The sequence below is a fragment of the Microbacterium sp. 01T413_2 genome (genome assembly GCF_056398985.1).
Window position 1 is genome coordinate 57926 of sequence record NZ_JBFTQL010000004.1, and the last position, 13506, is coordinate 71431.

Consider the following 13506-nt stretch of genomic DNA (forward strand, 5'->3'; position numbering starts at 1 on the left):
GACGGATCCGGTCCCGGCGGCACGGCACGGGACCGGATCCGGCACCGGTCAGAACAGCTGACGCCAGTTGGCCTTCGCCAGGTCGAGCAGTTCGTCGCCGCGTCCGGAGAGCACGGTGCGGATCGCGTACAGCGCGAAGCCCTTGACCTGCTCGGCGTTGACGGCCGGGGGCATGGACAGCTCCTGCCGCTCGGTCACGACGTCCAGGAGCGCCGGCCCGTCGTGCGCGAGCACCTCGGCGAGCGCGCCGGGAAGATCCTCGCTGCGCTCCACGCGACGCCCGAAGATGCCCATCGCCTCCGCGACGGCGGCGAAGTCGGGATTGCGCAGGTCGGTGCCGTAGTTCACGAAACCGGCCGCCTTCATCTCCAGCTCCACGAAGTTGAGCGAGGAGTTGTTCACCACGATCGTCTTCACCGGAAGCTGGTTCTGGGTGAGGGAGATGAGCTCGCCGAGCATCATGGTGAGCCCGCCGTCGCCCGCGAGCGCCACCACCTGACGCTCCGGCTCGCTCGCCTGCGCGCCGATGCCGTGCAGCAGGGCGTTCGCCATGGAACCGTGGTTGAACGATCCGATGAGCCGGCGCCGGCCATTCATGTGCAGATAGCGGGCGGCCCAGACCGTGGGCGAGCCGACATCGGCGGTGAACACGGCGTCATCCGCGGCGGCCTCGTCGAGCAGCCGGGCCAGGTACTGCGGGTGGATCGGCGCCTTGCCGCGCGAGGGCACCGCGAGCTCGTCGAGCTTGGCGCGCGTCTTGCGGTAGTGCGCGGTGGCATCGTCGAGGTGGGTGCGCCGACGGTCGGCCTTGAGCCGCGGCAGCAGCGCCGCAGCGGTCGCGCCGACGTCTCCGACCAGACCCAGATCCAGAGGATGGCGCCGCCCCAGGTTCTCGCCGCGGATGTCGACCTGGATCGTCGTCGCGTTCGCCGGGTAGAACTGCGGGTACGGGAAGTCGGATCCGAGGATCAGCAGGGCGTCGGCACCGTCCATCGCCCGGTAGCCGGACGCGAAGCCGAGCAGGCCGGTCATGCCCACGTCGAAGGGGTTGTCGTACTCCACGAACTCCTTGCCGCGGAGGGCGTGCACGACGGGCGCGGCGAGCCGATCCGCGAGCGCCACGATCTCGTCGTGTGCGCCCTCCGCTCCGGCGCCGGCGAGGATGGTGACCTTGGACGCCGCATTCAGCAGGGTCGCCGCGCGCTCGAGCTCTGCACCGCTCGGGACCACCACGGGCCGGCTGCGCTCGATCACGGTGACGCGGTCGTCCTCGGCCGGCGCGAGCGCGATGTCGCCGGGGATGACGAGCACCGCCACCCCGCGCTTCTCGATCGCCTGACGCATCGCGATCTGCAGCAACCGCGGCATCTGGGCCGGATCCGACACGTACTCGACGTAGACGCTGCACTCGCGGAACAGCTCCTGCGGATGGGTCTCCTGGAAGTACTGGGTGCCGATCTCGCTGGTCGGGATGTGCGCGGCGATCGCGAGCACCGGCACACGCGAACGGTTGGCGTCGTAGAGCCCGTTGATGAGATGCAGGTTGCCCGGGCCGCAGGATCCGGCCGCGACCGCCAGTTCTCCGGTGAGCGCGGCCTCCGCGGCCGCGGCGAACGCGGCCGTCTCCTCATGACGAACGTGCACCCAGCGGATGGCGCCGTCCTTGCGCAGGGCGTCGGTGAAGCCGTTCAGGGAGTCCCCCGGGATCCCGTACACGCGCTTCACCCCGTTCGCGCGGAGGGTGCTGACGATGTTCTCGGCGACGGTGGTCATGGCGGCCTCTCGTGAAAGCAACAGGACATCTCGAGGCTACGCCCGCGGGCCGCGGGTGGGGCGGCCCGCTACTCCGTGATGTAGACGGCGTGCCGGATCCACTCCGGACGGGACAGAGCCTCCACTGCGGCCCGCCCGACCGTGTCGAAGCGGGTGCTGTAGTGCCAGCGCACCGTGCGATCGATGCCCACACGGTAGTCGGCAGCGCCCGTTCCGGGGATGAGCCGGGAAGGGCGAAGGCTCGTCCATTCCGTGTCGCTGGCGGCGAGCGCCGCATCCATGGCGCGGGTGTCGGAGTTGTTCGCCTTCAGCACGCGCTCGAGGATGGGCTTCGCGACGAAGCGGGAGAGCGGATCGTCCTGGGCCACGTACGCCCCGGATGCGGAGACGGCGATCACGCGGGACACCCCGGCGGCTTCCATCGCCGCGAGGAGTGCCGCCATGCCCTCTTGCAGCAGCACGACATCGCCGTCGGCGCGGACGTGCCCGATCGTGGAGATCACCGCATCGGCGCCGCGCAGGGCCGTCGTGAGCGCGGCGACGTCCCGCGCGTCCGCGGTCGCCACGATCGTCCCCTCCGGCGCGGAGGCGGGCCTGCGCACGACCGAGACGGCCTCGAGCCCGGCGGCGAGGGCGTGCGCGACCGCGGCTCTGCCCGATCGACCCGATGCTCCGACGATGACGACGCGCATCCGCTTCTCCTTCAGCCCGGGTTAGTGATTACTCACTCACTATACTCGGAGGATGCCTCCGGTCATACCTCACGCGTCGTCCCGCGAGCGGATCCTCGACGCCGCACTCCTCGTGATGCGCGAACGCGGACTCGCCAACACCACGACGAAGCTGATCGCCGTGCAGGCGGGCCTGTCCGAGGCGATGCTCTACAAGCACTTCGCCGACAAGCAGCAGCTGTTCCTCAGCGTGCTGCGGGAGCGCGCTCCGCGCGCCCGCTTCGAGGGGGATGCCGGCGGCGAGAACCTCGCCGCCGGGCTCGCCGCGCTGGTCGCCGACCTCATGGCGTTCTTCACCCGCACCTTCCCGATCGCGGCCTCGATCTTCGGCTCACCGACGCTGCTGACTGAGCACCGCGAAGGGGTCGGCTCGTACGGCGGCGGTCCCGCGACCGTGATCGACGGCGTCCGCGCCCGCCTCGCCGCAGAGCAGAGCGCGGGGCGCATCCGCGCGGATGCCGACACCGCCTCTGCCGCACGCGTGCTCGTCGGGGCGGCGTTCCATCAGGGGTTCCTCGCAGCGTTCGAGGGCCTCGACGGGGTGCCCGACGCCGAGCGGATCGCCACCGGGATCGTGGACGTGGTGCTCCCCGGGCTCCTCCCCGTGGCGGGCTGAACCTGCTCCGCCCGCGGAGCCGGCCTTGACCCGGCCCGGAGCGGCGAGCACCCTGAGGGCATGCGCTCCGCCAGCCCCATCCCCGGCAACCCCTGGCCGCACGACATGTCGATCAGCGTGGAGGACGATCCGCACGCCCTGCTCGAGCTGCTCTGGGTGCGTGATGTCTATGGGCTGCGACCGCCGGGTGATGTGCCGCCCCCGCTGACGGATCCGCCCACGGCACGCCGCTCGCCGACGGACGCGACCGCATCGTCGAACGCGTGGTCCGAGCTGTGGCGCGGGGCCCTAACTCATCTCGCCGATCTGGACCCGCTGCCGCCGATCGCCAAGATCGAATCGACCGCGCCGGGCTCGGACGAGCGGCGCGCACTGTTCGAGCAGCTGAGAGGCCCCACGTGGCGCGACCGCTTCGGCGCAGAGGCGTTCGACGCCTCCTTCTCCGACTGGGTCTCGCGTCGCGTCCAGGAGCGCATCGCCGGATACCGCGCGCCAGTGCAGGAGCACCCGGAGCGGCGCGCCCTCGACGCCCTGATCCTGGCGTGGAGGGCAGGTATGACCCGGGTCATCGAGATCCCCTGCCGCGGCGAGTTCACTCGCATCGCCGGCCCCTCCGCGCTGCTCGTGACGGCCGAGACGCGGGCGGATCCGGAGCGCTACGCCGAGGCGCTGACCGTGTTCGCCGCCCGCGCGCAGAGCGGATCCTGACGCTCCCGTCGGGTTTCCCTGGCATGACGAAGGGGCGGGCGCCGCAGGATATGCGACGCCCGCCCCTTCTCTCCCGCTGAGTGCGGCGGGACGAATCCGAGCTGCCGGAATCAGGCCACGCGGACGAGCTTCTTGTTCACGAACTCGTCGGCAGCGAGCAGACCGAGTTCGCGCGAGGTGCCGCTGCGCTTCACGCCACCGAAGGGCAGCTCCGGGCTGTCGGCGAGCACGACGTTGACGTAGACCATGCCCGCGTCGATGCCGTTCGCCACTCGCTCGGCCTGGGCGTCGTCGGTGGTGAACACGTACGAGCCGAGACCGAAGGAGGTGTCGTTCGCGAGCGCGACCGCCGCGTCCTCGTCCGCGACGCGATAGACCACGGCGGCGGGGCCGAACAGCTCCTGGCGGTACACGTCCATCTCGGGCGTGACGTCGGCGAGCAGCGTCGGCGTGTAGAACGCGCCGTCGCGGGTGCCGCCGGTGAGCAGGGTCGCTCCCTGTGCCACCGCGGTGTCGACCTGATTCTGCAGGTTGACCGCGGCCGCCTCCGAGACGAGCGGGCCCAACACGGTGTCCTCCTGGGTCGGGTCGCCCGGCGTGACCGCGGACAGCGCGGCGACGGCCTTCTCCACGAACGCGTCGTAGAGCCCGTCGACGACGATGAATCGCTTGGCGCCGTTGCAGGCCTGGCCGTTGTTGTCCAGGCGCGCGTCGACCGCGGCCTGCACGGTCGCGTCGAGGTCGTCGGTGGAGAGCAGGATGAACGGGTCGGAGCCGCCGAGCTCGAGCGCGACCTTCTTCAGGTTGCGGCCGGCGTTCTCCGCGACAGCCGCACCGGCGCGCTCGGATCCGGTCACGGACACGCCCTGCACGCGCGGGTCGGCGACGATGGTGGCCGCCTGCTCGATCGATGCGTAGACGTTGACGTAGCCGCCGTCGGGGAGCCCGGCCTCCTCGTAGATCTTCTCGAGCAGGGCCGACGACTCCGGGCACTGCTCGGAGTGCTTGAGCACGATCGTGTTGCCGACCGCGAGGTTCGGGCCGGCGAATCGCGCGACCTGATAGGCCGGGAAGTTCCACGGCATGATGCCGAAGAGCACGCCGAGCGGAGCCTTGCGGATCACCGCGGTGCCSTCGCCSAGGATGTCCAGAGGCTGGTCGGCGTTGATCTTCTCGGCGTTGTCGGCGTAGAACTCGATGATGTCGGCGGCGAAGTCGACCTCGCCGACGGCAGCGGCGAGGGGCTTGCCCATCTCACGTGTGATGATCGCGCCGAGCTCGTCGCGGTGGGCGCGGTGCCCCTCGGCGATGCGGCGGATCACGGCCGCGCGCTCGGCGACGGGAGTGCGCCCCCAGACCGCCGCGGCGCCGTGCGCACGGGCGACGGCATCCTCGATCTGCGCATCGGTGAAGGTCTCGTAGGTGGCGACGGTCTCGCCCGTTGCCGGGTTGACGACGGCGTAATCGGTCATGTCGATCCTTTCGGTGTCACATCATTGTGGGGTGTCCCGGCGGGCTCGGGATCCGTGCGGAACCCGAGCCCGCCGGTGCTGGCGTTCAGTCGACCGGGATCAGCGTGTACTTGGTCGAGAGGTACTCGTGAATGCCCTCGAAGCCGCCCTCGCGGCCCACGCCGGACTGCTTGACGCCGCCGAAGGGAGCGGCCGCGTTGGAGACGACGCCCACGTTCAGACCCATCATGCCCGTCTCGAGAGCGTCGATCATCCGGTGTCCGCGCGCGAGGTCCTGCGTGAACACGTAGGAGACCAGGCCGTACTCGGTGTCGTTCGCGAGGCGCACGGCCTCGGCCTCGTCGGCGAAGGTCGCGATCGCGAGCACCGGGCCGAAGATCTCCTCGCGGAGGATCTCGCTGCCGGCCTGCACGTTCGCGAGAACGGTGGGCTCGTAGAAGGATCCGACACCCTCCAGCGCCTTGCCGCCGGAGAGCAGCGTCGCGCCGCGCTCGACGGCGTCGCCGACGAGTTCCTGGGCCTTGGCCACAGCGTCGTGGTCGATCAGGGGGCCGATCGAGACGCCGTCCTCGGTGCCGCGCCCGATCTTCATCGCGTTCACGCGCTCGGTGATGCGGCGGGCGAACTCGTCCGCGACGTCCTGGTGCACGATGAAGCGGTTCGCCGCAGTGCACGCCTGGCCGATGTTGCGGAACTTCGCCGCCAGGGCACCCTCCACGGCCTTGTCCAGATCCGCATCCTCGAAGACCACGAACGGGGCGTTGCCGCCGAGCTCCATCGACACGCGCAGCACGCCTTCCGCCGCCTGGGCGATGAGCTTGCGGCCGACCTCGGTGGATCCGGTGAAGGACAGCTTGCGCAGACGCGGGTCGGCGATGATCGGCGCCGACAGGGCCGACGAGCGCGAGGTCTGAACGACGTTCACGACGCCGGCCGGCAGGCCCGCCTCCTCGAGCAGCTTCACGAAGTACATCGTGGTGAGCGGGGTCAGTGCCGGCGGCTTGATGACCACGGTGCAGCCGGCGGCGAGCGCGGGCGCGATCTTGCGGGTGGCCATCGCGAACGGGAAGTTCCACGGCGTGACGAAGAACGACGGGCCCACGGGACGCTGCGAGACGACCATGCGGCCGGTCCCCTCGGGGTTCAGGCCGTAGCGGCCGGAGATGCGCACCGCCTCCTCGCTGAACCAGCGCAGGAACTCGCCGCCGTAGACGACCTCGCCACGGGCCTCGGCCAGCGGCTTGCCCATCTCGACGGTCATCAGCAGCGCCAGGTCCTCCTTGTGCGCCTGCACGAGGTCGAACGCGCGGCGGAGGATGTCGCTGCGGGTGCGCGGCGGGGTCGCGGCCCAGGCGTCCTGAGCGGCGACGGCCGCGTCGAGGGCCCGCATGCCGTCGGCCGGCGAGGCGTCGGCGATCGTGCGCACCACCTCGTTGGTGGCGGGGTCGCGCACGTCGAAGGTCTTGTCGCCCTCGGCGGCGATCCACTCGCCGGCGATGTAGAGCCCAGTGGGCACGCTCTCCAGCAGGGTCTTCTCCAGATCGGTCATACGATCCTCCTTGTCAGATGCTTCGATTCTCATGCAATCGGGTGGTGCGGGTCCGGTCAGGACCCAGAGTCTGCGCTGTCGTCCAGGCGTGTGCGCGGAACGACGATCATGGGTACGGGGATGATGTCGAGCATCTTCGCCGCGGTCGAGCCGAGGAACAGCCTCCGCGGCTGCGCGAGCCGGCTGGATCCGACCAGGATCAGCTCCCCCGGCAGCCATGCCAGCTGCGCCACGGCCTCCTCGACCGTGTCCCCCGGAGCCCGCTCGAGCTCGGCGCGCACGCCCCGCGGCAGCTCCATCTCCGCACGGGCGAGCACGTCGTCACCGTGCGCCGCGCTCACCAGGCGGATGGAGTTCGGGTCGAACCCGCGCGGCACGTCGAACGCGACGAGCGAGACGAGTCGCAGCGTCGCGCCGGTCGCGCCGGACAGCGCCACCGCCGTCTCCAGCAGTGCGTCGGCGCCGGGGCGATTGCCGATCGCGGCGGTGATCCGCGAGATCGGTGCCTGCACGTCGACGCTGTGCGCGAAGCCGGCCGGCGCCAGCGCCACCGGGATCGGCGAGGAGTGCAGCAGCGCCTGCGCGATACTGCCCATCCGGTGCAGACCGATGGTCGCCCCGTTCGCCGCACCGACGACGATCAGAGCAGCCTCGAGCTGTTCGCCCGCCAGCACGAGCCCCTCCGCGAAGGAGTCGTGCACGCGCACGTGCGCCGTGTGCGCGACGTCCGCGGGGATCATCTCCTGCGCCTCGTCGAGCCACTGTGCCGCCTGCCCCTGGGCCGGGCTGTCCTGCTCCGCGCCGGCGGTTTCGCCGTGGCCGGGCAGGACGATGAGCACGTGCAGGTGCCGCCGCGTGGCACGGGCGAGTCGCACGCCCAGCGCCAGCGCGTCGGAACCGGTCTCCGTCGCCGTGTAGCCGACGACGATGGAGGTGGTCATCAGACCTCGGCCGCCTCTGCGGCGATGAGCTCGCCGGCCTCCTCGCCGCGGTCCGCGTCGAGGATCTGCGACGCGGCGAGGCGACCCATGCGGATCGCGCCGTCGACGTGCTGATACCCGGCGCCGGCCAGGTCGGAGCAGGCGAAGTGGATGGGGCCGACCGGCGTGCGCAGGTCCTTGCCGTAGCGGTGCAGACCGCCCATGTCGAAGCTCGCCGCGTAGGCGCCGCGGGTCCACTCCTCGGAGCCCCAGTCGCTCTCGTAGTAGACGACCGTGTTCTTCGCCTCGGGGCCGTAGTAGTGCGCGAGGGACTCCAGGATCCGCTCCTTGCGCTCCTCGGCGCTCAGTTCGAACACGTCGTCGGCGTTCTGGTCGCTCACGAAGCCGACCAGGGTGCCGCGCTCGTCGCCGTGGTTGGTGTTGTCGTACGCCTCGTGCACGAGCTCGTAGGGGCTGAACGCCGTGGCTGACAGGCCCTGCTCACGCCAGAACGGACGGTCGTAGACGGCGTGCACCTTGATCACGAAGCCCATCGACAGGTGCTGGTGCATCTGGTGCTGGCGGCGCGGCAGCGACGGCACGAACGAGATCCGGTCGTAGAGCACCGGGGCGTGCGCGAGGATCGCGTAGCGTGCGCGCACGGTGAGCGAGTCGGTGGTCGCGGTCACGCCGTGCTCGTCCCACTCGAGGGTGCGCACCGGCTGGTTCAGCAGCACATCATCGCCGAGGCGCTCGGCGAGCAGCTGCGGGACCTGCTGCAGCCCGCCCACGACGCGCTTGTCGAGGATGAAGTCGGCGTCGACGAGGTTCGAGTACGAGCCGGCGGATGCCGCCATCAGCAACGACTGCAGCAGCGAGAACGCGTGCGTCGGCTTGGTGAGCATCGCGGATCCGGTCGCGAACGCGAGGTTGCGCACGGCCTCGTCGTCGTCGCTCTGCTCGCGCAGCCATGCATCCCAGGTGATCGAGTCCCACTCGGCGGCCTTCGGGTGCGCGTAGGGGTGGTCCGGGTCGATCTCGGCGACCATGGCGTCGAGACGCTCGGTGATCTCGGCGATGACCTTCTCGGTCTCCGGGGCGACCGGGAACATCTCGCCCGTGAAGCGGTGCAGGGCGCCGTCGGGTCCGACGTAGACGCTGTCGCCCTCGCGGTACCGGCTGAAGGTCTCCAGGCCCAGCTCGTCGATGGTCTCGATCAGCGCATCCTGGTCGGGCGAGACCCACTGGCCGCCGATCTCGAGCATGGCGCCGTCGATCACGTCGGTCCAGAGCCGGCCGCCGACCCGGTCACGGGCCTCCAGCACCACGACCGACAAGCCCGCCTTGCGCAATTCGTTCGCGGCGGTGGTGCCAGCGGCGCCCGCTCCCACGATGAGCACGTCACGGGTGATATCGGCCAATTTCGACTCCTTCATCGGTCTCGCACCGTCTGGTGCGCTGTGCAGGTTCCCCTGCGGTTTTCATGCAGAAAGTTGCCGGGCGCGATCCAGCATCCCCCGATCCCGATCGCGCCCGGACGTTTATCAGGCCCCGGCGGGGTAGGCCGCGAGTGCGGCGGCGATGACGTCGAGACCCTCGTTCAGGAGGTCGTCGCCGATCGTCAGCGGCGGGAGGAAGCGGATCACGTTGCCGAACGTGCCGCAGGTGAGGACGATGACGCCCTGCGCGATCGCAGCCTTGGCGACCGCACCGGTGAGCGCGGCATCCGGGGCGCCGGTGGCCGGGTCCACGAACTCGGCCGCGATCATCGCGCCGTGTCCGCGGATGTCGCCCAGACGCGGATCCGCGGCCTGGATGACGGCGAGGCGGTCCTTGAGCAGCGCGCCGATCTCGACCGCGCGCTCCAGCAGGCCCTCGGTCTCGTAGGCGTCGATCGCGGCGAGTGCCGCAGCGCACGCCACCGGGTTGCCGCCGTAGGTGCCGCCGAGTCCGCCGGAGTGCGAGGCGTCCATGATCTCGGCACGGCCGGTCACGGCCGCCAGCGGCATGCCGCCGGCGATACCCTTGGCGGTGGTGATGAGGTCGGGCTCGATGCCGAAGATCTCGCTGGCGAACATCGCGCCGGTGCGGCCGAAGCCGGTCTGCACCTCATCGGCGATGAAGACGACGCCGTTCGCGCGGCACCACTCGACGATCGCGGGCAGGTAGCCGTCGGCCGGGACGATGAAACCGCCCTCGCCCTGGATGGGCTCGATGATGACTGCGGCGAGGTTGTCGGCGCCGATCTGCTTTTCGAGCTGCAGGATCGTGCGTGCCGCCGCCTCGGCGCCGGAGAGGCCGTCACGGAACGGGTAGGAGGCCTGCGCGCGGTACACCTCGGGGGCGAACGGGCCGAAGCCGCTCTTGTAGGGCATGGCCTTGGCCGTGAGCGCCATGGTCAGGTTGGTGCGGCCGTGGTAGCCGTGGTCGAAGGCGACGACGGCCTGACGACCGGTGTGCTTGCGCGCGATCTTGATCGCGTTCTCGACGGCCTCGGCGCCCGAGTTGAACAGCGCGGTCTTCTTGGCGAAGGCACCGGGCGTGAGGCGGTTGAGGGCCTCGGCCACCTCCACGTAGGACTCGTACGGGGAGATCATGAAGCAGGTGTGCGTGAACTGCGCGGCCTGCGCGGCGATGGCCGCGGCGACCTTCGGGTGCGCACTGCCGACCGTGGTCACGGCGATGCCGGAGCCCAGGTCGATGAGCGAGTTGCCATCGGCGTCGACGACGACGCCGCCACCGGCTGCGACCGCGGCGACCGGCACGGTGTGACCCACGCCGGCGGGCACGGCCGAAGCCTTGCGGGCGAGGATCTCGGCCGAACGCGGGCCGGGGAGCTCGGTGACGAGGCGGCGCTCCTGGGGAAGGGAGGGGCCGCCGAGGGGAAGGGTGTCAGCCTGCGCGTCGATGGTGGTCATGGCGTCGAGACTACGGAGGCGACCGCTCGAGAGCATTCGCCGTGGCGTACAATCTGGATCACGATTTCGCCGGTGCGGCCATGACGATGCCGGCGCGGAAGGAGCACCCGTGGACCAGGATCCCACCCTCGGCACGCTGCTGCGCCGGCGCGACCTGCACCTGCGCCTGGTCGGCGACGAATCGGCGCTGCCCACGGGATCCCTCGATCACCCGCTGCGCTGGGTGCACAACTCCGACCTCGTGGATCCGACCCCGTTCCTCACCGACGACCTGGCCCTGCTGACGACCGGCACGCAGTTCGCCGACGACGACGCGGCAGGCGTACGCGCCTACGTGCACCGGCTCGTGGATCGCGGGGTGGTGGCGCTCGGCTTCGGCACGGAGGTGCATCGCAGCGGCATCCCCGCCGACCTCGCCGACGCCTGCGCCGCCGCGAGCCTGCCCCTGTTCGAGGTGCCCTACGGCACGCCGTTCCTGGCCGTCGCGCGGGCGCACGCCGAGGCGATCGCCGCACAGGCCTACGCCCGGCGCACCTGGGCCTTGGAGACCCAGCGCGCACTCTCGGTCGCAGCCCTCCGTCCCCACGGGCTCGAGTCGACGCTCACCGAGCTGTCACGCCGTCTCGGCTGCAGGGTGGGCATGTACGACGCCGCGGGGCAGCTCGTGCACGAGCATCCCGCGGGCGGCGCGTCCCCCGTCGTCGCCGATGCCGCGGCCGATCTCCTCGCCCGTGGTGGATCCGCGAACCGCGTGGTGCAGGACGGCGAGACCGCGCACACGCTGCTCACCGTGGGGCGCGCGGGGCACCTGCGCGGGGTCGTCGCGATCGCGAGCGACACACTGGATCCCGAGACGCGCACCGTGGTGACCTCGGTCATCGCGATGGCCGGGCTGTCGCTGGAACAGAGCGAGCAGCTCGCGCGCAGCCGCCGACGCCTGCATCGGCAGTTGCTCACCTCCCTGCTCTCGGACGATCCGACCCTGGCCCGGCGCGTGCTCGGCGCCCTGCCGCCGGCACCCGTGGTGGTCGCCGTCGCCGCGGGACAGCGCCAGGGCACGGTCATCGAGTGGTGGGAACGGCAGCGCGGCGATGCCGCCCCGTCGGCGTTCCTCGCGGAGTCCGACGACGGGCTCGTCATGTGCCTGAGCGTCGCCGACGCGGGGGTGCTGGACGAGGTCGCCGCGCGCACGGAGGTGCGCATCGGCGTCTCGGCACCCGAGGAGTACAGCGGATTCTCGCGGGCGCACGCGCAGGCGCTCACGGCGCTGCGTCGGGGCGACGACGGCGTGACCCACTACGCGGACAGCGCGGAGTCGAGTGTTCTGGCGGCGTTCGCGACAGACGAGGCGCGACTGATCGCCGAGTCCCTGCTGGCCCCGCTGCGCCAGCACGACGCACAGGAGGGCGCGGAGCTGGAGCGATCGCTGCGGGTGTGGCTCGAGCACGACACCCGCCTGGAATCCGCCGCGGCCGTCCTCGGCGTGCACCGGCACACGCTGCGGACCCGGATCTCACAGGCGGCGTCGATCCTCGGCGCGGACCTGGGATCCTTCCCCGCGCGCGCCGAGCTCTGGGCTGCCCTGCGCACCGCCGGCGACTGACTCCCGGCCCGGATCCGCGCCGGGAGGATCCGCGCCCGCCGGACCCGCGCACCCCATCCCGCTCAGTGGTCGCATATTGCGGTCAAGGGCCTCCCTAAGTCGCATTTCGCGACCAGCGAGCGGATCGGATCCGCGCCGGGCCGGATCCGCGCCGGGAGGATCCGCCCCGGGCCGGACCCGCGCACCCCATCCCCGCCCAGTGGTCGCAAACTGCGGCCAAGGGCCTCCCTAAGTCGCATTTCGCGACCAGCGAGCGGATCGGATCCGTTCAGGTCGCAGAATGTGCTCCGACAACAGTCCCGAAGCAGCGAAAACTGCGACCTGAAGAAGGCAACTGCGACCTGAACAAGGCAGCTGTCGCCCGAGCATCGCAACAGGCAGCCAGCCCGCCGAAGTCCGTGCCGGCGCACCGACGTCAGCGCGTGCGGGCCGCTCAGCGCGTGCGGGCCGCGATCATCTCGGCTGCGGTGCCGCGGAACATCGGCCCGTGCCCGACCACGATCGTGCGCTCGGGCAGTGCGCGGAGGCGCTCGAGGCTCTGCAGCGTCTCCTCGGGCGCATCGCTGAACGGGCCGAGCTGCACGTTGGTGGACCCGTTCAGCACGTGCCGGGTGGTGAGGGCGTCGCCGACGAAGATCGCGTCGACCGCGGGGACGCGGATGGCGACAGACCCGGGCGAGTGCCCCGGCAGGCCGATGATCTCGGGCGCCCCGGGCAGGTCCAGCACATCCCCGTCCTTCATCGTGCGCACGGCGCCGAGGTGCTTCGTGCGCAGGCCGCCGCGGCGCAGCGCCGCCGCGAAGAACTGCAACGCCGGTCCGAGCCGCATGGCGCCGCCCGAGGCGCTCGGCGTCTTCTCCCCCTGCGCCCTGCCTGCGTCCGCCTCGTGCACGAAGGTCGGCACGCCGTAGGCGGTGCGCAGCCACTCGGCGATGCCGATGTGATCACTGTCGCCGTGGGTGAGCACGATGCCGCGGATGTCCTCGGGGCGGCGGCCCGCTGCGGCGAGCGCCTGCTGCAGGATCCGCCGGTCACCCGGCAGGCCCGCGTCGATCAGCGTGATGCCCTCGTCGGTGCCGACGGCGTGCATGGCGACGATGTCGTCGCCGATCCGGATGAGCTCTGCGTTCATGATGGCTACGTTAGATAGCTATCATGGCTATTGTCAATAGCCTTACGATCGAAAAGCGCCGACCCGCATCTGCGGTCGACACAG

At 71.0% G+C, this 13506-nt stretch carries 11 protein-coding genes; 3 read left to right on the forward strand and 8 right to left on the reverse strand.

From position 1 onward, the window contains the following. Positions 1-48: 48 nt before the first annotated feature. Both poxB and AC1DMN_RS04255 read right to left on the reverse strand, forming a co-directional pair. Positions 49-1773 carry a ubiquinone-dependent pyruvate dehydrogenase gene (poxB, locus tag AC1DMN_RS04250; RefSeq protein ID WP_477231020.1) on the reverse strand — a complete coding sequence of 575 codons (1725 nt, stop codon included), beginning with the start codon at positions 1771-1773 and terminating at the stop codon, positions 49-51. 68 nt (positions 1774-1841) lie between these two features. Next, the gene (locus AC1DMN_RS04255) at positions 1842-2465 is read right to left on the reverse strand and encodes an NAD(P)-dependent oxidoreductase (protein WP_477231021.1); all 624 of its coding nucleotides are present in this window, start codon (positions 2463-2465) and stop codon (positions 1842-1844) included. A gap of 52 nt (positions 2466-2517) precedes the next feature. On the opposite strand from AC1DMN_RS04255, the gene AC1DMN_RS04260 reads away from it, so the two are divergent. Both AC1DMN_RS04260 and AC1DMN_RS04265 read left to right on the forward strand, forming a co-directional pair. After that, on the forward strand, positions 2518-3120 hold the full coding sequence (locus AC1DMN_RS04260; RefSeq protein WP_477231022.1) for a TetR/AcrR family transcriptional regulator: 603 nt from the start codon (positions 2518-2520) through the stop codon (positions 3118-3120). 60 nt (positions 3121-3180) lie between these two features. Beyond that, entirely contained in the window at positions 3181-3828 is a 648-nt protein-coding gene (locus AC1DMN_RS04265; protein WP_477231023.1) for a hypothetical protein, read from the forward strand. Positions 3829-3938: 110 nt separating this feature from the next. Here the strand turns inward: AC1DMN_RS04265 and AC1DMN_RS04270 are convergent, their stop codons facing one another. The 5 genes from AC1DMN_RS04270 to gabT all read right to left on the reverse strand — a co-directional run bounded on the left by AC1DMN_RS04270 (position 3939) and on the right by gabT (position 10687). Beyond that, positions 3939-5300 carry an NAD-dependent succinate-semialdehyde dehydrogenase gene (locus AC1DMN_RS04270; protein WP_477383905.1) on the reverse strand — a complete coding sequence of 454 codons (1362 nt, stop codon included), beginning with the start codon at positions 5298-5300 and terminating at the stop codon, positions 3939-3941. A gap of 85 nt (positions 5301-5385) precedes the next feature. Then, entirely contained in the window at positions 5386-6849 is a 1464-nt protein-coding gene (locus AC1DMN_RS04275) for an NAD-dependent succinate-semialdehyde dehydrogenase (protein WP_477231024.1), read from the reverse strand. A 56-nt stretch (positions 6850-6905) separates the two neighbouring features. Continuing rightward, positions 6906-7790, reverse strand: coding sequence for a universal stress protein (locus AC1DMN_RS04280; protein ID WP_477231025.1), 885 nt, complete (start codon positions 7788-7790; stop codon positions 6906-6908). After that, positions 7790-9190, reverse strand: coding sequence for a flavin monoamine oxidase family protein (locus tag AC1DMN_RS04285; protein WP_477231026.1), 1401 nt, complete (start codon positions 9188-9190; stop codon positions 7790-7792). Before AC1DMN_RS04285 ends, AC1DMN_RS04280 begins: the two co-directional genes overlap by 1 nt. Before the next feature lie 123 nt (positions 9191-9313). Next, positions 9314-10687, reverse strand: coding sequence for a 4-aminobutyrate--2-oxoglutarate transaminase (gene gabT / locus AC1DMN_RS04290; RefSeq protein WP_440733543.1), 1374 nt, complete (start codon positions 10685-10687; stop codon positions 9314-9316). A gap of 109 nt (positions 10688-10796) precedes the next feature. Between gabT and AC1DMN_RS04295 the strand changes: the two genes are divergently transcribed. Next, positions 10797-12290, forward strand: a complete 1494-nt coding sequence (locus AC1DMN_RS04295) for a helix-turn-helix domain-containing protein (RefSeq protein WP_477231027.1) — start codon at positions 10797-10799, stop codon at positions 12288-12290. A gap of 433 nt (positions 12291-12723) precedes the next feature. Here the strand turns inward: AC1DMN_RS04295 and AC1DMN_RS04300 are convergent, their stop codons facing one another. Continuing rightward, positions 12724-13422: an MBL fold metallo-hydrolase gene (locus AC1DMN_RS04300; protein WP_477231028.1), complete on the reverse strand. Its 699-nt coding sequence runs from the start codon at positions 13420-13422 to the stop codon at positions 12724-12726. Positions 13423-13506 lie beyond the last annotated feature (84 nt).

Excerpts from the sequence above, each read along its gene's own strand:
- poxB (WP_477231020.1), bottom strand. The coding sequence starts at position 1,773 with ATGACCACCGTCGCCGAGAACATCGTCAGCACCCTCCGCGCGAACGGG.
- AC1DMN_RS04255 (WP_477231021.1), bottom strand. The coding sequence starts at position 2,465 with ATGCGCGTCGTCATCGTCGGAGCATCGGGTCGATCGGGCAGAGCCGCG.
- AC1DMN_RS04260 (WP_477231022.1), top strand. The coding sequence starts at position 2,518 with ATGCCTCCGGTCATACCTCACGCGTCGTCCCGCGAGCGGATCCTCGAC.
- AC1DMN_RS04265 (WP_477231023.1), top strand. The coding sequence starts at position 3,181 with ATGCGCTCCGCCAGCCCCATCCCCGGCAACCCCTGGCCGCACGACATG.
- AC1DMN_RS04275 (WP_477231024.1), bottom strand. The coding sequence starts at position 6,849 with ATGACCGATCTGGAGAAGACCCTGCTGGAGAGCGTGCCCACTGGGCTC.
- AC1DMN_RS04280 (WP_477231025.1), bottom strand. The coding sequence starts at position 7,790 with ATGACCACCTCCATCGTCGTCGGCTACACGGCGACGGAGACCGGTTCC.
- gabT (WP_440733543.1), bottom strand. The coding sequence starts at position 10,687 with ATGACCACCATCGACGCGCAGGCTGACACCCTTCCCCTCGGCGGCCCC.
- AC1DMN_RS04300 (WP_477231028.1), bottom strand. The coding sequence starts at position 13,422 with ATGAACGCAGAGCTCATCCGGATCGGCGACGACATCGTCGCCATGCAC.